Source organism: Kribbella antiqua (genome assembly GCF_004345665.1).
Lineage (GTDB): Bacteria > Actinomycetota > Actinomycetes > Propionibacteriales > Kribbellaceae > Kribbella > Kribbella antiqua.
This window is the reverse complement of record NZ_SLWR01000010.1, coordinates 289,686-306,875: the sequence shown is the minus strand read 5'-3', so window position 1 is coordinate 306,875 and position 17,190 is coordinate 289,686. Positions and strand designations below refer to the sequence as shown.

Genomic DNA, 17,190 nt, shown 5'->3' with positions numbered 1-17,190 from the left:
GGTTTGTCTGTCCAGGATGTCCGAAGGGAGGAGTGCGCGATGTTCGAAGCGGTCCAGACACTGAAGGCGGAGTACGCCGAGCTGGAGCGGCAGATGTCCGCTCCGGAGCTGCACTCCGACCAGGCCAACGCCCGCCGCGTCGGCAAGCGGTACGCCGCCCTCGCGCCGGTGGTGCGCACGTACGACGAATGGCTGCAGACCAGCGACGACATCGAAGCCGCGAAGGAACTCGCGGCCGAGGACCCGGCGTTCGCCGAGGAGGCCACCAAGCTGGCGGCCCGCCGCGACGAGCTGGCCGAGAAGCTGCAGGTGCTGCTCGTCCCGCGCGACCCGAGCGACGACAAGGACGCGATCCTCGAGATCAAGGCCGGTGAGGGCGGCGACGAGTCCGCGCTGTTCGCCGGCGACCTGCTGAAGATGTACCTGAAGTACGCCGAGTCGCAGAACTGGAAGACCGAGGTGCTCGACTCGGCCGAGTCCGACCTGGGCGGGTACAAGTCGATCACCGTCGCGGTGAAGGCGAAAGGCACCCCTGAGCCGGGTGAGGCGCCGTACGCTCGGCTGAAGTTCGAGGGCGGGGTGCACCGGGTCCAGCGGGTGCCGGTGACCGAGTCGCAGGGGCGGATCCACACCTCGGCGGCCGGTGTACTGGTGCTGCCGGAGGCGGAGGACGTCGACGTCGAGATCGACCCGAACGACCTGCGGATCGACGTGTTCCGCTCGTCGGGTCCGGGTGGTCAGAGCGTGAACACGACGGACTCCGCCGTACGCATCACGCACCTGCCGACCGGCATCGTGGTGTCGATGCAGAACGAGAAATCGCAGCTGCAGAACCGTGAGCAGGCCATGCGCGTGCTGCGGGCCCGGCTGCTCGCGGCGGCGCAGGAGGTCGCCGACCAGGAGGCTTCGGATGCCCGCCGCTCGCAGATCCGGACTGTCGACCGGTCGGAGCGGATCCGGACGTACAACTTTCCGGAGAACCGCTTCTCCGACCACCGCGTCGGCTACAAGGCCCACAACCTCGACCAGGTCCTGGGCGGGGAGCTGGCGCCGGTAATCCAGGCCCTCACGGACGCCGACCTCGCCGCCCGCCTCGAGGCCGTCGAATCCCAGTGAGTGTTCGTGAGCTCGTCGCCGCGGCGGCCGAGCGCCTACGCGAGGCCGGCGTTGCCTCACCCGACTTCGACGCCGCTGAGCTCCTGGCCTTCGTGACTGACACGACCCGGCTCACCCTGCGCGAACCCAACGTCGAAGAGCTTCGCCAGTACGACGAGCTGATCGCACGCCGGGCGGCTCGCGAACCGCTGCAGCATCTGACCGGTACGGCGGCCTTCCGCTACCGGGAGCTCGCGGTAGGCCCCGGTGTCTTCGTGCCGAGGCCGGAGACCGAGGTGATGGTCGGCTGGATCCTCGACAAGCTGACCGGCATCGAAACCCCTCTGGTGGTGGACCTGTGCTCCGGCTCGGGTGCTATTGCCGGCGCAGTGGCGACAGAGCGCCCGGACAGCGTCGTTCACGCGGTTGAGCTGTCACCCGAAGCGTGTGTCTGGGCTCGTCGCAACCTAGCCGGGACCGGCGCAGTCCTGCACGAGGGCGACATCGACGGCTGCCTGCCGGAGCTCGACGGCCAGGTCGACGCGGTGATCGCCAACCCGCCGTACATCCCCTTGACCGCTTGGGAATCCGTCACCACCGAGGTCCGCGACCACGACCCGGCACTGGCGCTATGGTCCGGCGACGACGGCCTGGACGAAATCAAGGTCGTCGCCGCCACCGCCGCCCGCCTCCTCAAACCCGGCGGCTGGTTCGCCTGCGAACACGCCGACGTCCAAGGTGCATCCGCTCCAGCGGTGTTTGCCGCCATCGGCCTGTTCACGGAAGTCCGAGACCAGTTGGACCTCGCCGGGAAGAACCGCTTCACCACCGGCCATCGCATCTAGACCGAAAGACTGTGGAGGGTTTTGGTGGCGTCTTTCCCTTCAATGGCCGGGGTTTCAGCCGCCCTGTGTCAGCAGCTCCCGCCACATGCGCGAACACAACACGCAGTTCGTTATTCGTACACGACGAACTCTGGGCGGGGCTTGAGGGACAGGACCTGGGTGGGGGTCATGAGTGTTCCGTGGCGGCGGTCTTCGGTGTAGAAGAGTTTGAAGCCGGCGTGGACGCCAGGTGGGAGGTTCGGGGTCAGTTTGGACCAGGTCTCGACCTTGTCCTTCTGGTGGCCGATGCCGTCGACCGACTTGATCGTGACTACGCCCGGGTGCTTGCGGAGCGCATGCTCGTTGCTGACGATCCGCCGCGACAGCTGATGGAACACGAACACCTTCTCCGGCAGCCTGTTCGCGGTCACGAGACCCGACAGGTACGACGCGATGCTGTCGAGCTCGGCGCCGGTCGTATGACCGAACACCCGCCCAGGGACCTGCCCAGGCCCGACCGCCCACTCCGGATCGAACGCGAGGCCGACGTCCGGCTCCTTCAGCCACCGCTCGAGCCGCTTCACCTCGGGAAGGATCTTGGCGCGGCCTGGCTGTACGTCGAGCAGCAACAGCATCCGGTGCCTCCGCGCGACCGCCAGGTACTCGTCGATCGTTGCGTCTGGCAACCGTCCGCGATACAGCCGGTCCTTGCCGGGAGTGCCTTTCGCGACCACCGCGATCAGCTCCATCACCGGCTGCGGTGTGCGCCCGGCGGCGTACGTCCGCGACAACGTCTCCAGCGACGCCGCTTTCTTGTCCAGGTCCTTGTCCAGCGGGCCGAGGGCCGGTGAGCCGGGCAGGCCGACGTACCCGACCAGCTGGTACTTCGGAAAGATCGTCCGCCCACCTCGCGGCAAATCCCCAGGACCAGGTGGAGGCGTCGTCGTCGCCGGTACGGACGGCTTGCTGGATACCGCTGTGGTCGGCGAAGGCGTCGAGGCCGGACCGCCCACTTCGTCACTGCAAGCAGCGGCGCCCGCGAGCAATCCGAGCGCCGCCACAACCCCTGCAAGTTTCCGCACCGGTCCAGGTAATCATCCAGCCGCGTATGCGTCGATTTCTGAGACCAGGGATTTCTTCACGGAGTCCTCGGCGAAGGACACCTGTACGGCCGTCTTGGCCAACTCGGCGACGCCGGCTTCGTCCAGCTCGAGCAGCTTGGCCGCGACGGCGTACTCGTTGGTCAGGTCGGTGCCGAACATCGGCGGGTCGTCGGAGTTGATCGTGACGACCAGGCCGGCGTCGACCATCGCGCGCAATGGGTGTTCGTCGTACGACGCGACCGCCCGGGTGGCGATGTTCGACGTCGGGCTGACCTCGAGCGGGATCCGGTGCTCACCCAGGTAGTCGACCAGCGCCGGGTCCTGCATCGTCGAGGTACCGTGGCCGATCCGCTCCGCCTTCAGCACCCGTACGGCGTCCCAGATCGTCTCCGGCCCGGTCGTCTCGCCGGCGTGCGGAACGCTCCGCAGCCCTTCGGCGATCGCCGCCTCGAAGTGCGGGGCGAACTGCGGCCGCGGTACGCCGATCTCCGGTCCGCCGAGGCCGAACCCGACCAGACCCTCCGGCCGGATCTTCGTCGCGATCCGCAGCGTCTCCTCGGCGGCCGGCAGGCCCGACTCACCGGAGATGTCGAAGATCCAGCGCAGGGTGATGCCGAAGTCCTTCTCGGCCGCGATCCGTGCGTCCTCGATCGCCTCGCAGAACGCCTCGGCGGCGATCCCGCGGATCACCGAGGTGTACGGCGTCACCGTCAGTTCGGCGTACCGCAGGTTCTGCCCGGTCATCTCGCGGGCGATCTCGTAGGTCAGCAGCCGGATGTCCTCAGGCGTCTTCAGCAGCTCGACGACGGACAGGTAGATCTGGATGAAGTGGGCGAAATCGCTGAACTTGAAGTACTCCGCCAGCAGGGCCGGATCGGCCGGCACCGGCGACTCGGGATGCCGGGCGGCGAGCTCGGCGACGATCCGCGGCGAGGCGGATCCGACGTGATGGACATGCAGCTCGGCCTTCGGCAGACCGGCGAGGAACTCACGCGAGACAGTCATGACCGGGATCCTAAGGACGATCGCCGGTGACGTGCTGCGAAGCTGACAATCATCTGTCAAGTTGGCGCTAGTGGAGCCCGGGTGGAGCCGGTGGGTGCGTGAGTGGCACGATTCGGTGCGTGAGTGAGCGCTTCGACTTCACCGGCGACGAGTTGGCACCGGCCTATCGAGCGGCTGTGGACGCCATCGAGGCCGGCGACCTGGTCGTCCTTCCGACAGACACCGTGTACGGCCTCGCCGCGGACGCCTTCAAGGCCGACGCGGTCCAGCGGCTGCTGGACGCCAAGGGCCGTGGCCGGGACATGCCGCCGCCGGTGCTGATCTCAGTGGTGGAGTCGCTGGACGCGCTCGCCACCGACATCCCGGACTCCGGCCGGAAGCTGGCACAGGAGTTCTGGCCCGGGCCGTTGACGGTGATCTGCCACGCCCAGACCTCGCTGATGTGGGACCTGGGGGAGACCCAGGGCACGGTCGCGCTGCGGGTGCCGGACCACGAGAACACCCGCGAGCTGCTGTCGCGGACCGGACCGCTCGCGGTCAGCTCGGCGAACAAGAGCGGTCAGCCGGCCGCGCTGGACGTGTACGACGCCGAGGAGCAACTGCAGGACTCGGTCGCGGTCTACCTGGACGGCGGTGAGGTGACCGGCGGGCAGCCGTCCACGATCGTCGACATCACCGGCGACACACCTCACGTCGTACGTCTGGGCGCGCTGTCGCTCGCTCAGCTCCGGGCGGTCGTCCCCGAAGTCACCACAGACCTCGAAGACGACGACGAAAAGCCCGCCGAAGAAGAAAAGCCCGCCGAGGAAGAGAAGTCCGCCGGGGAAGAGATCCCCGCCGGGGAAGAGAAGCCCGCCGGGGAAGAGAAGCCCGCCGGGGAAGAGAAGCCCGCCGGGGAAGAGAAGCTCGCCGGGGAAGAGAAGCGCGTCGAGGAAGAGAAGCCCGCGGACGAGGTCGAGCCAACCGATCAGCCGGTTGAGGCGTCGAAGCAACAGGACGAGAAGCCGACCGAACCCGATGTGAGGCCTGCGGACTAGTGCGCGAGTACCTGCTGGTCCTGTTCGTGGCGATGGCCACGACCTTCCTGCTGACCGGTGTGGCCCGGCAGATCGCACTCCGGTACGGCGCTGTCGCGAAGGTCCGGGCCCGGGACGTGCACAAGGTCCCGATCCCGTACTTCGGCGGGATCTCCATCCTCGGCGGCCTGATCGCCGGCTTCGCGGTCGCATCCAGCCTGCCCTTCCTCGGCGACAGCCTCCAGGTCGCCCACGACGCCCGCGCGATCCTGATCGGCGGCGTGGTGATCTGCGCCGTCGGCGTCGTCGACGACCTGTACGAACTCGATGCCATCACCAAGCTCGCCGGCGAAGTCCTCGCCGTCGGCGTGATGGTCGTCCAGGGCATCCAGCTGTACTGGCTCCCGCTCCCCGGCGGCGTCGTCTCGCCGCCGCCCGCGCAACTCGCCGTACTCACCGCCGGCATCCTGCTCGTCTCCTGCAACGCGGTGAACTTCGTCGACGGACTCGACGGCTTGGCCGCCGGCGTCACCGCGATCGGCGCGACCGCGTTCTTCACCTACTCGTACCTGCTGAACGTCGAGCAGAACCTCGACCGCGCCACCACCTCGACCCTGATCACGGTCGCCCTGGCCGGTGCGTGCCTCGGCTTCCTGCCGCACAACTTCTTCCCTGCCAGGGTTTTCATGGGCGACTCCGGCGCCCTGCTGATCGGCCTGATGCTGGCCGCGTCCACGATCAGCCTGACCGGCCAGATGGACCCGAACGCGGTCCCGTACGAGGTCGGCGGTTCCAGCCTGCTCCCGGCCTTGCTGCCGTTGGTCCTGCCGATCGCCGTACTCGCGATCCCGGCGCTCGACCTGACGCTGGCCTACATCCGCCGTACCAAGGCCGGTCGCTCACCCTTCGCCGCGGACAAGCTGCACCTGCACCACCGCCTCATGCAGCGCGGCCACTCGCACCGCCGGGCGGTCCTGCTCATGTACCTGTGGACCGCTTTGATCGCGTACGGCGTCGTGGTCCTCGGGCTGGTGCTGTTCTGGTGGACCGCCCTCATCGTGCTGGCCGTCGCGGTCACCGCGGTGCTGCTCACGACGGGCCTCCCGAGACGTCAGCGGAAACCGCTCGCCAAGGTCTGAGTGACACCAGACCACTCAATCACCTGGCCTACCGATAGGGTGGCCCTGTACAGCGGCAGGGGCTCCGTTTTGCTGACCGTGCAGACTTTGTGCTAGTTTTCACAAGCACCAGCAAAGAACAGCGACACCCCTGACCCCGCCCACCCGACGACCGGGCCGCGAGACCCGGTCGCCAGCAGGACGGAACCACCAGATGGCTCCCTCGGCTCAGAGTCCGAAAGTCGCCGGCCAGGCAACCAGGCACCCGGCGTTGGTAATGCTGCGCGGCGCACTCGTCGCCGCCGTGGTCGTCGGCGTGAATGCCGCGGCCGTTTCCACCGTCGCAGCCGGTGTCGCAGGCCTGTGGGGCGCCCTGCTGGGCCTGGTCATCGTCGTCACCTTCTCCGGCGCGGGGCTGCTCGCCCTGCACCTGTCCCGCCGTACGTCGCCGACCACCCAGCTCGCGGTGGCGATGGCGTCGTACACCGGCCGGATCGCGATTTTCGGCGGACTGCTTGCGGTCGCGCTGAACTCCGACACCCTGGCCAAGCACGTGAACCTCACCGTGCTCGGCCTGTGCGCGCTGGTGGTCGTGATGGGCTGGATGGCGGGTGAGATCTGGGCCTGGTCCCGGCTGCGGGTGCCGATCTACGACCTTGACCAGGAAGTGACGGCATGAGCACCCACGGTAATGCGGTGGGGGCCAATGTGACCGCACATGTCGACGACTGGTACGTTTCGGGTGCCAATGAGCGAGCATCAGGATCCGAAGCCATCACCCCCGAACGCGGGCGACGGCTGGCGGGTCCTGTCCTACTTGATCGGCGGTGTCGTGGTGTACGGCGGCATCGGGTTCGGGCTGGATCGCTTGTTCGGCACCCAGTTCTTGCTTCCGGTGGGCATCGTCCTCGGTGCCGGGCTCACCATTGCGCTGCTGCACTTCCGGTACGGGTCGAAGTCCTAGTTCCTTCGTTCCCTGCCGGGTCTGACGTTGTTGACCGCCATGCCCTGAGCCGCCCTGCCCTTTGCTACAAGGCGTCCGACTTGAGCACGACGCGAGAGGAGACCCGGTGATTGCCGGCGTTCCGACCGAGTTCACCCCGCCCGGTCCCGAGAGTTTCGACACCCTGCCGATCATCGACGGCGTCGACTGGTTCACCAAGCCGGTCCTGGTCGCCGCGCTGTCCGTCGTGGTGATCGTCTGGTTCTTCTGGGGTGCGTCCCGTAAGGCCGCGGTTGTTCCCAGCAAGCTGCAGTTCGCCGGCGAGCTCGGGTACAACTTCGTCCGCAACTCGATCGCCCGCGACGCGATCGGCAGCGCCGAGTACATGAAGTACGTGCCGTACCTGACCGGCCTGTTCTTCTTCATCTTGCTGAACAACGTCGCCGCGACCGTTCCGCTGATCCAGTTCCCGACCTTCAGCCATGTCGGCTGGGCCTATGTGGCCGCGATCATGAGCTGGGTCATCTACAACGCGGTCGGCATCAGGAAGCACGGCGCCTGGGGCTACTTCAAGCACCAGACGATGCCGGCCGGGGTGCCGGCCTGGCTGATGCCGCTGATGATCCCGATCGAGTTCATCTCGAACATCCTGGTGCGGCCGGTCTCGCTGAGTCTGCGGTTGTTCGCGAACATGTTCGCCGGCCACATCCTGCTGCTGGTGTTCGTCCTCGGCGGCGAGTACATGGTCTTCGAGGCCGGCAGCATCGGCCTGGCCGGGGTCGGCGTCGTGACCTTCCTGATGGGCATCGCGATCGCCGGACTGGAGCTGTTCGTCCAGTGCATCCAGGCCTACATCTTCGTCGTGCTGACCGCGCAGTACATCGGCAGCGCCATCGCCGAAGACCACTGATCCGCAGTACCGCAGTACCCCTAGACCCGTAGTAACGGAAACCCGGATAGCCGCTATCCGTACCGAAAGGAACACACTGCAATGACCGCACTGGAGATTTCCGGCAACATCGCAGTACTGGGCTACGGCCTCGCCGCGATCGGCCCGGGCGTCGGCGTCGGTCTGATCTTCGCCGCCGTGATCAACGGCACCGCGCGTCAGCCCGAGGCTCAGAGCAAGCTGCAGTCGATCGCTTGGATCGGCTTCGGCGTGACCGAGGTGCTGGCGATCATCGGTATCGCTCTGGCCTTCGTCTTCCGCTCGGGCGCCTGATCCACTCCCTCTGACTGACAGGACTCAGACATGTTGACGATGGTGCTTCCGCTGACGGAGGCGGGCGAGGAAGCCAACCCGCTGCTGCCGCACACGGCTGAGATCATCTTCGGCTTCGTCTTCCTGGTCCTGCTGGCCATCGCCTTCGCCAAGGTCGTCGTTCCCAAGTTCGAGAAGGCGTACGCCGATCGGACCGCGGCGATCGAAGGCGGGATGAACGAGGCCAAGCAGGCCCAGGCCGAGGCGAAGGCGGCCCTGGAGAAGTACAACGCGCAGCTGGCCGAGGCCCGGCAGGAAGCTGCGCGGATCCGTGAGGATGCGCGGGAGCAGGGTGCGCAGATCATGGCGGAGATGCGCGAGAAGGCGGTCGTCGAGGCCGACCGGATCGTCGCGCACGCGCGGACCCAGATCGACGCCGAGCGGGCCCAGGCGGTCGCCTCGCTGCGCAGCGAGGTCGGCACCATGGCGACCACGCTGGCGGGCCGGATCGTCGGTGAGTCGCTCGAGGACGAGGCGCGCCAGCGTCGCACCGTCGAGCGGTTCCTGGCGGACCTGGAGGCGTCGGAGTCCGCTCGTCAGGCCGTCGGAACGGACGGCTGATGCGCGGCGCTTCGCACGAATCACTCGCCCGGGCCGAGGAGGCCCTGGCGAGTGTCAGCGTGACCGAGGAGCTGGGCACCGAGCTGTTCTCGATCGCCAAGGTGCTGGACGGTAACGGCTCGCTCCGGCGGGCCCTGACCGACCCGGCTCGCCCGACCGAGGCCCGCACTCGCCTGGCCGGGCAGTTGTTCAGCGGCAAGATCTCCGCCCAGGCGCAGGAGATCCTGACCGCCGCCGTGGCCGGCCGCTGGGTCAGCGGCCGCGACCTCGGCGACGCGCTGGAGCAGCTGAGCGTCGAGGCCGACGTGGCGTACGCCGACGGCCGGCGCAAGCTTGACGATCTCGAGGACGAGCTGTTCCGCCTGGACCGGGTGGTCGTGGCCGAGCGGGCGCTGAGCGACAAGCTGAGTGACCGGAGCATCCCGGTCGGCTTGCGGCAGCAGCTGATCCACGGCTTGCTGCAGGGCAAGGCCGACGCGGTCACCGTGCGGCTGGTCGAGCGCGCGGTGGACGGCCGGGGCCGTCACTTTGCGGCCTCGATGCGGGCCTACATGGTCGCGGCGGCGGCCCGGCGCAACGCCAGCATCGCCACCGTGCGGGTCGCCACCGACCTGTCGGAGGCCGACCGCACCCGGCTGGCCGAGGTGCTCGGCCGCCAGTACGGCCGGGACATCCAGCTGAACGTGATCGTCGACAGAGGCGTCGTCGGCGGTGTCCGGGTGGACATCGGCGACGAGGTCATCGACGGAACCATCGCGGCCAGGCTCGACGAGGCGCAGCGGCGCATCGCGGGCTGACCCCTAACGACATAGCAAGGCGCTAAGGGTCAGCAAGCCTTTAGAGCCAACAACAGGCCAGCAAGGTCAAGGAAGCAGGAATACAGCATGGCTGAGCTCACGATCAGGCCGGAGGAGATCCGGGACGCCCTGGATCAGTTCGTCAACGAGTACCAACCGGAGGAGACGACTCGGGAAGAGGTCGGCACGGTTGTCGACGCCGGTGACGGCATCGCGCACGTCGAGGGCCTGCCGTCGGCGATGACCAACGAGCTGCTCGAGTTCGAGGACGGCACCCGGGGCATCGCGCTGAACCTCGACGTCCGCGACATCGGTGTCGTCGTCCTCGGTGAGTTCGACGGGATCGAGGAGGGCCAGCAGGTCCGCCGGACCGGCACCGTGCTCTCGGTCCCGGTCGGCGAGGGCTACCTCGGCCGCGTGGTCGACCCGATGGGTAAGCCGATCGACGGCCTCGGCGAGATCAAGGACCTCGAGGGCAACCGCGCGCTGGAGCTGCAGGCGGCCGGCGTGATGGACCGCCAGGAGGTCCGCGAGCCGCTGCAGACCGGCATCAAGGCGATCGACGGGATGATCCCGATCGGCCGCGGCCAGCGCGAGCTGATCATCGGTGACCGCAAGACCGGCAAGACGGCGATCGCGGTCGACACGATCATCAACCAGAAGGCGAACTGGGAGTCCGGCGACCCGAAGAAGCAGGTCCGCTGCGTGTACGTCGCGATCGGCCAGAAGGGCTCGACGATCGCCGCGGTGCGCGGTGCGCTCGAAGAGGCCGGCGCGATGGACTACACCACCATCGTCGCCGCCCCGGCGTCCGACCCGGCCGGCTTCAAGTACGTCGCGCCGTACACCGGCTCGGCCATCGGTCAGCACTGGATGTACCAGGGCAAGCACGTGCTGATCGTGTTCGATGACCTGACCAAGCAGGCCGAGGCGTACCGCGCGATGTCGCTGCTGCTGCGCCGCCCGCCGGGCCGCGAGGCGTACCCGGGTGACGTCTTCTACCTGCACAGCCGCTTGCTCGAGCGCTGCGCGAAGCTGTCCGACGAGCTCGGCGGCGGTTCGATGACCGGTCTGCCGATCATCGAGACCAAGGCCAACGACGTCTCGGCGTTCATCCCGACCAACGTCATCTCGATCACCGACGGCCAGATCTTCCTGCAGTCCGACCTGTTCAACGCCAACATCCGGCCGGCCATCGACGTCGGCATCTCGGTATCCCGGGTCGGTGGCGCCGCGCAGGTCAAGGGCATGAAGAACGTGTCCGGCTCGCTGAAGATCGACCTGGCCCAGTTCCGCGCGATGGAAGCGTTCGCGATGTTCGCGTCCGACCTCGACGCCACCTCCCGCCGGCAGCTCGACCGGGGTCAGAGGCTGGTCCAACTGCTCCGTCAGCCGCAGTACTCGCCGTACCCGGTGGAGGAGCAGATCGTCTCCATCTGGTCCGGTACGAAGGGCAAGTTCGACGACGTCCCGGTCGACGACGTACTGCGCTTCGAGCGGGACTTCCTGGACTACCTGCGGCGTGAGACCAAGGTGCTCGACGCCATCCGGGAGTCCGGCCTGTTCGGCGACGACGAGGCGCAGGCGGTGACCGAGGCGCTGGACGCGTTCAAGCCGACGTTCCAGACCTCCGAGGGCACGCTGCTCGGCACCGAGGCAGAAGCCGAGGCGATGGCCGAAGGCGATGTGGAGCAGGAGCAGATCGTCCGGCAGAAGCGGGGCTGATCGACCGTGCCAGCTAGTCTGCGGGAGCTTCGCGATCGCAAGGCCTCGGTCTCGACGATCAAGAAACTCACCCGCGCGATGGAGCTCATCGCGGCGTCCCGGATCGTCAAGGCGCAGCAGCGCGCCCAGGCGGCCGGTCCGTACGCGCGTGAGCTCACCCGTGCTGTGTCGGCGGTGGCGACGTTCTCGAACGTCGACCACCCGCTGACCACCGAGAAGGAGAACCCGCGGCGCGCCGCGGTGCTGCTGATCACCTCCGACCGCGGTCAGGCCGGTGCCTACTCGGCCAACGTGATCCGCGAAGGTGAGCGGCTGAACCAGTTGCTGCGCGAGGACGAGAAGGAGATCGTCCCGTACCTCAGCGGCCGCAAAGGCATCGCGTACTACACCTTCCGGCAGCGCGAGGTCGCGCAGTCGTGGAGCGGTGACTCCGACAGCCCGAACTTCGCCCGGGCCCGGGAGATCGCCGACGCGTTGATCGAGGCGTTCCTGACCCCGACCGAGGAGGGCGGTGTGGACGAGATCCACATCGTCTTCACCCGGTTCGTGTCGATGCTGACCCAGCGCACGGACGTGATCCGGCTGCTGCCGCTGGAGGTCATCGAGGGCGAGGAGCCGCCGGCGGCGGACGAGGTGCTGCCGCTGTACGAGTTCGAACCATCCGCCGAGGAGGTGCTCGACGGCCTGCTGCCGAAGTACGTCGCCAGCCGGATCCACTACTGCATGCTGCAGGCGGCGGCCTCCGAGCTGGCCAACCGGCAGCGCGCGATGAAGTCGGCGACCGACAACGCGCAGGACTTGATCGAGAAGCTGACGCGGGACCTGAACCAGGCCCGCCAGGCCCAAATTACCCAGGAAATCAGCGAGATCGTCGGTGGCGCCAGCGCGCTGGCCGACGCGAACGCCGGGAGCGAGTGAGAGAGATGACTGCCACGGTTACCGAGAAGAACAACGAGGCTGGTGCCGCCGGCATCGGTCGCGTCGCCCGGGTGATCGGCCCGGTCGTCGACGTCGAGTTCCCAGTGGACGCGATGCCGGAGATGTACAACGCGCTCGAGGTGGACATCACCCTGGGCGACAGCACCCAGACCATCACCCTCGAGGTGGCCCTGCACGTCGGTGACAACATCATCCGCGCCATCTCGATGAAGCCGACCGACGGCCTGGTCCGCGGCGTCGAGGTGCGCGACACCGGCGCGGCGATCTCTGTCCCCGTCGGTGACGTCACCAAGGGTCGGGTCTGGTCCGTCACCGGCAAGTGCCTGAACCAGGACGAGTCCGAGTTCGAGATCGCCGAGCGCTGGCCGATCCACCGCAAGGCGCCGGCCTTCGACCAGCTCGAGTCGAAGACCGAGATGCTCGAGACCGGCATCAAGGTGCTCGACCTGCTTACGCCCTACGTGCAGGGTGGCAAGATCGGCCTGTTCGGCGGTGCGGGTGTCGGCAAGACGGTTCTGATCCAGGAGATGATCTACCGGATTGCCCACAACTTCGGTGGTACGTCGGTGTTCGCCGGCGTGGGCGAGCGGACCCGTGAGGGCAACGACCTGATCAACGAGATGGAAGAGGCCGGCGTCTTCAAGGACACCGCGCTGGTCTTCGGTCAGATGGACGAGCCGCCGGGCACCCGCCTGCGGGTCGCGCTGTCGGCGCTGACGATGGCGGAGTACTTCCGCGACGTCAAGGAGCAGGACGTGCTGCTCTTCATCGACAACATCTTCCGGTTCACCCAGGCCGGTTCCGAGGTCTCCACGCTGCTCGGCCGGATGCCGTCGGCCGTGGGTTACCAGCCGAACCTGGCCGACGAGATGGGTGTGCTGCAGGAGCGGATCACCTCGACCCGGGGTCACTCGATCACCTCGATGCAGGCGATCTACGTGCCCGCGGACGACTACACCGACCCGGCGCCGGCGACCACCTTCGCCCACCTGGACGCGACCACCGAGCTGTCCCGTGACATCGCGTCGCGTGGTCTGTACCCGGCCGTCGACCCGCTGACCTCCACGTCGCGGATCCTCGACCCGCAGTACATCGGCCAGGAGCACTACGACGTGGCCGTCCGGGTGAAGCAGATCCTGCAGAAGAACAAGGAACTGCAGGACATCATCGCCATCCTCGGTGTGGACGAGCTCTCCGAAGAGGACAAGATCACCGTCGCCCGCGCGCGCCGGATCGAGCAGTTCCTCTCCCAGAACACCTACATGGCGGAGAAGTTCACCAACATCCCGGGCTCCACCGTGCCGCTGAAGGACACCATCGAGTCCTTCAAGAAGATCACCGAAGGCGAGTGCGACCACATCGCCGAGCAGGCGTTCTTCAACGTCGGTTCGCTCGACGACGTCGAGAAAAAGTGGGCTGAGCTCCAGAAGGACAACTGATGGCTGACGAAACCAGCGGCAAGCATCTCGAGGTTGCCCTGGTCGCTGCCGAGCGGACCGTGTGGCAGGGGCAGGCGAAGATCGTCATCGCCCGCACCACCGACGGTGAGGTGGGCATCCTGCCCGGCCACGCGCCGCTGCTCGGTCTGCTGCAGGCCGGAACCGTTCAGGTGCGGACCGTCGACGACGAGTACTTCGTCGCGGCCGCACCGGACGGCTTCATCTCGGTGGCGAACGACCGGGTCTCGATCCTGGCCGAGAACGCCGAGATGGGGCACGACATCGACCTGGAGGAGGCCCGCCGCGACCTCGAGCGGGCCCAGGCGACCGGAAGCGACACCGAGGCCGCACAGGAAGACGTGCGGCTCGCCGAAGCACGGGTCCAGGCCGCCGAGAAGACGTCCTGACCACGGCGGTGGGGTGGGGCCGCAACCGGCCCTGAACCCACCTGCCATAATCGAATATCGTCACTGACAGTACGGTTCTCCGGGGTGCCCGGGGCAAGTACCGGCAATCGGGCACCGGAAATGAGGTCGGCAAGGTATGAGGGTAGTCCTCGATGTCGTCGGGGTCTGTCTTGCTGCCGCCGTACTGCTGATCATCGCCTTCGCGTGCCGCCGTCGCTGGTTGTCCAGGGACGGCGGCACGTTCGATTGCAGCCTCCAACTGGCCGAGAAGGATCACGGCCGCGGCTGGGCCCTCGGCCTGGCCCGCTACGTCGGCGACGACCTCCAGTGGTTCCGGGTCTTCAGCCTCGCCTGGTGGCCCAAGCTCGTGGTCAACCGCCGCCAGCTGGAAGGCATCACCACCCGCCGCCCGATGGGCAACGAACCGCTGGTGACGTACGCCGGCCACGTCATCGTGGACGCCAAGCTCCACGACCACACCGTCCACTTCGCCATGACCGAAGAAGCCCTCACCGGCGTCCTGGCCTGGATGGAATCAGCACCCCCGAGCAGCCAGACCTACCACTGAGTCCCCACCCAGATTCTGGGTAAGTACAGAGCGTGTAAGAGGTCGTCACCCTCTGGCGTAGGAGGACCAGTGAGCCGCTCCCGCGTATTCGGTCTGCTGTTCTGCCTGCTTGCCCTTGTCTTGCTGCCGACGGCCGTACCGGCCGCGGCGTCGGACGAGTTGCGGCTGGAGATCCTGTCCGGTCGCGCGGACATGGTGTCCGGGGGTGATGCGCTCGTACGAGTCGCCGGGCCGAGTCGGGTGCAGGTGACGTTGAACGGGCGGGATGTGACGTCGGCGTTCACGGCGGGGATCGGATTGGTCGGCGGGATGCGGCTGGGGTCGAACACCTTGCGGGCTTCGGCGGGTGAGCAGCAGGCGGTGCTAGAGGTGGTCAATTTTCCACGCCGAGGGCCGGTGTTCTCGGGGCCGCAGGAGCAGCCGTTCTTGTGTGAGACGGCTGCGTTTGTGGTGCCGGTGATCGGTGGGACTCTGGGGGAGCCGCTGGATGACGACTGCACGGTCGCGCCGCGGGCCGACTACTTCTACCGGACTACCGCTGATCAGTGGGCCGCCTGGCCTTTGGGCGCGACGTCGTACCCAGGTGATCTGGCCCGGACGGACAGTGGCGTGCCGTTCGTCGTACGGATGGAGACTGCGAGCGCCAACCGGGCCGTCGTACAGACGAGCATGCTGCACGATCCATTGAGCGAGCCAAAGCCTTCACCGGTACGGCGATCGAGCGGGTGGAACGGCCGGGCGATCTTCACGCTAGGCGGCGGATGCGCAGGTGGTTGGTACCGCTCCGGCACCACGACCGGCGGAGTCACGGATGCGTTCTTGCTCGGGCGCGGCTACGCGTTGATGTCGTCGTCGCTGAACGTCTTCGGCCAGAACTGCAACGACCTGACCGCGGCCGAGTCGGCGATGATGACGAAGGAGTACTTCGTCGAGCACTACGGCCGGCCGGAGTTCACCGTCGGCTTCGGCTGCTCGGGTGGTTCTTACCAGGCGCACCAGATCACCGACAACTACCCGGGCATCTTCGACGGCATCATCGTCGGCTGCTCGTTCCCGGACGTCGGCTTCGGCACCATCACGTTCATCAGCGATGCTTGGTTGCTGGATGCTTACTTTGATGGGGCGGCGATCCCGTGGACGCAGGAGCAGAAGCGCCAGGTCTCCGGCTTCGCGACGTACGCGACCCTGCCGAGCATGGCGATCAGCGCCGGCCGGATCGACCCCCGGCGCAATTGCTCCCACCTCCCCGCCGGGCAGCGCTACGACCCGGTGCAGAACCCGGAAGGCGTCCGGTGCGACGTCTACGACCACACGATCAACGTGTACGGCGCCAACCCGGCGACCGGGTTCGCACGGCGGCCGCTGGACAACGTCGGTGTCCAGTACGGCTTGCGAAGCCTGCAGTCCGGAGTCATCACGCCGGAACAGTTCCTGGACTTGAATGAGCGGGTCGGCGGGTTCGATGCCGATGCCAACCTCGTCCCGGCCCGGACCGTGGCGGACCCGATCGCGTTGCGTGCGGCGTACCGGACCGGCCGGCTGACAAGCGGCGGCGGAGGGCTGGCCGACGTACCGATCATCGACTACCGCGCCTACTTCGACGATCAGCCGTACGGCGACATCCACGTCCGCTACCACACCTTCTCGATGCGAGCCCGGCTCGAGAAAGCCAATGGCACCTCCGCCAACCAGGTCAGCCTGCTGGAGAACGCACAGTACGGCCTCTTCAGTACGGCGAGCCCGCTCCTGCAGGGCGCTGTCGATTCCCTCGATCTGTGGCTGACCACGCTTGCCGCTGACGACTCGTCCCGCCCGCGCATCGACAAGATCGTCGCCGCCCGCCCGTCGAGTTTGCGAGAAGGCTGCCGCGGACCCGAGGGCTTCATCGCCCAGCCCTTGAACCGCGACCCGTCCTCCCGCTGCGAACAGCTCTACCCCTCCGCCTCCTTCCCCCGCGAGGTAGCCGGCGCCGACGTAGCCGCAGACATCATCAAATGCCGCCTCCGCCCGCCGATCCGATCCGAGTACGGCGTCACGTGGACCAACGCCCAGTGGAGTCGCCTCAACGCGATCTTCCCGACCGGCGTCTGCGACTACACCAAGCCAGGCATCGGCCAGCAACCCCTGTCCGGCACCTGGCTCACCTTCAACTGATCCCTTCGCCCCACCGATCCGCTGGCCACCGAACCGCCCTCGCCGGGCGCCTGCATCAGCCTTCATCAGACCAACCGTTCGCCGCGCCGGCCCGTTGGCGATCGAGCCGCCGCCCCGGGCGCATCATCTTGCCGCACCGCACCGCACCGCACCGCACCGCACCGCACCGCACCGCACCGCACCGCACCGCACCGCACCGCACCGCACCCACCGCACCGCACCCACCGCACCTACC

The 17,190-nt window shown here is 67.5% G+C and carries 18 protein-coding genes; 16 read left to right on the top strand and 2 right to left on the bottom strand.

Going from position 1 to position 17,190, the window contains the following annotated elements; all coding sequences use genetic code 11:
• Positions 1-39 precede the first annotated feature (39 nt).
• Both prfA and prmC read left to right on the top strand, forming a co-directional pair.
• A complete protein-coding gene (prfA, locus tag EV646_RS27850) occupies positions 40-1,116 on the top strand; it encodes a peptide chain release factor 1 (protein ID WP_132153688.1) in 1,077 nt (358 codons plus the stop codon).
• Positions 1,113-1,940 carry a peptide chain release factor N(5)-glutamine methyltransferase gene (prmC, locus tag EV646_RS27845; protein WP_132153686.1) on the top strand — a complete coding sequence of 276 codons (828 nt, stop codon included), beginning with the start codon at positions 1,113-1,115 and terminating at the stop codon, positions 1,938-1,940. Before prfA ends, prmC begins: the two co-directional genes overlap by 4 nt.
• Positions 1,941-2,050: 110 nt before the next feature.
• Here prmC and EV646_RS27840 read toward each other — a convergent pair whose 3' ends face one another.
• Complete coding sequence (locus EV646_RS27840; protein ID WP_132153684.1) at positions 2,051-3,001, bottom strand: hypothetical protein; 951 nt, start codon at positions 2,999-3,001, stop codon at positions 2,051-2,053.
• Positions 3,002-3,013: 12 nt separating this feature from the next.
• A complete protein-coding gene (locus EV646_RS27835; protein WP_132153682.1) occupies positions 3,014-4,027 on the bottom strand; it encodes an adenosine deaminase in 1,014 nt (337 codons plus the stop codon).
• Positions 4,028-4,146: 119 nt separating this feature from the next.
• On the opposite strand from EV646_RS27835, the gene EV646_RS27830 reads away from it, so the two are divergent.
• From EV646_RS27830 to EV646_RS27765, 14 genes are all read left to right on the top strand, one after another.
• Entirely contained in the window at positions 4,147-5,064 is a 918-nt protein-coding gene (locus tag EV646_RS27830) for an L-threonylcarbamoyladenylate synthase (protein ID WP_241996371.1), read from the top strand.
• A complete protein-coding gene (locus tag EV646_RS27825; protein WP_132153680.1) occupies positions 5,064-6,182 on the top strand; it encodes a glycosyltransferase family 4 protein in 1,119 nt (372 codons plus the stop codon). Before EV646_RS27830 ends, EV646_RS27825 begins: the two co-directional genes overlap by 1 nt.
• 193 nt (positions 6,183-6,375) lie before the next feature.
• Positions 6,376-6,840, top strand: a complete 465-nt coding sequence (locus tag EV646_RS27820; protein WP_132153678.1) for a Cg1360 family ATP-synthase-associated protein — start codon at positions 6,376-6,378, stop codon at positions 6,838-6,840.
• Positions 6,841-6,909: 69 nt separating this feature from the next.
• The gene (locus EV646_RS27815) at positions 6,910-7,125 is read left to right on the top strand and encodes a hypothetical protein (RefSeq protein ID WP_132153676.1); all 216 of its coding nucleotides are present in this window, start codon (positions 6,910-6,912) and stop codon (positions 7,123-7,125) included.
• A gap of 106 nt (positions 7,126-7,231) precedes the next feature.
• Positions 7,232-8,014: a F0F1 ATP synthase subunit A gene (gene atpB / locus EV646_RS27810; RefSeq protein ID WP_132153674.1), complete on the top strand. Its 783-nt coding sequence runs from the start codon at positions 7,232-7,234 to the stop codon at positions 8,012-8,014.
• Between the two features lie 81 nt (positions 8,015-8,095).
• The gene (gene atpE / locus EV646_RS27805; protein ID WP_132153672.1) at positions 8,096-8,326 is read left to right on the top strand and encodes an ATP synthase F0 subunit C; all 231 of its coding nucleotides are present in this window, start codon (positions 8,096-8,098) and stop codon (positions 8,324-8,326) included.
• 30 nt (positions 8,327-8,356) lie between these two features.
• On the top strand, positions 8,357-8,926 hold the full coding sequence (locus tag EV646_RS27800) for a F0F1 ATP synthase subunit B (RefSeq protein ID WP_132153670.1): 570 nt from the start codon (positions 8,357-8,359) through the stop codon (positions 8,924-8,926).
• The gene (locus tag EV646_RS27795) at positions 8,926-9,723 is read left to right on the top strand and encodes a F0F1 ATP synthase subunit delta (RefSeq protein ID WP_132153668.1); all 798 of its coding nucleotides are present in this window, start codon (positions 8,926-8,928) and stop codon (positions 9,721-9,723) included. The genes EV646_RS27800 and EV646_RS27795 overlap by 1 nt, the downstream gene beginning before the upstream one ends.
• 87 nt (positions 9,724-9,810) lie before the next feature.
• Complete coding sequence (atpA, locus tag EV646_RS27790) at positions 9,811-11,448, top strand: F0F1 ATP synthase subunit alpha (protein WP_132153666.1); 1,638 nt, start codon at positions 9,811-9,813, stop codon at positions 11,446-11,448.
• A gap of 6 nt (positions 11,449-11,454) precedes the next feature.
• A complete protein-coding gene (locus tag EV646_RS27785) occupies positions 11,455-12,366 on the top strand; it encodes a F0F1 ATP synthase subunit gamma (protein ID WP_132153664.1) in 912 nt (303 codons plus the stop codon).
• A gap of 5 nt (positions 12,367-12,371) precedes the next feature.
• Complete coding sequence (atpD, locus tag EV646_RS27780) at positions 12,372-13,826, top strand: F0F1 ATP synthase subunit beta (protein WP_132153662.1); 1,455 nt, start codon at positions 12,372-12,374, stop codon at positions 13,824-13,826.
• Positions 13,826-14,233, top strand: coding sequence for a F0F1 ATP synthase subunit epsilon (locus EV646_RS27775; RefSeq protein WP_132153660.1), 408 nt, complete (start codon positions 13,826-13,828; stop codon positions 14,231-14,233). The genes atpD and EV646_RS27775 overlap by 1 nt, the downstream gene beginning before the upstream one ends.
• 136 nt (positions 14,234-14,369) lie before the next feature.
• Positions 14,370-14,801, top strand: coding sequence for a DUF2550 domain-containing protein (locus tag EV646_RS27770; RefSeq protein WP_132153658.1), 432 nt, complete (start codon positions 14,370-14,372; stop codon positions 14,799-14,801).
• Positions 14,802-14,870: 69 nt separating this feature from the next.
• Positions 14,871-16,955, top strand: a complete 2,085-nt coding sequence (locus EV646_RS27765) for a DUF6351 family protein (RefSeq protein WP_132153656.1) — start codon at positions 14,871-14,873, stop codon at positions 16,953-16,955.
• Positions 16,956-17,190: the final 235 nt, after the last annotated feature.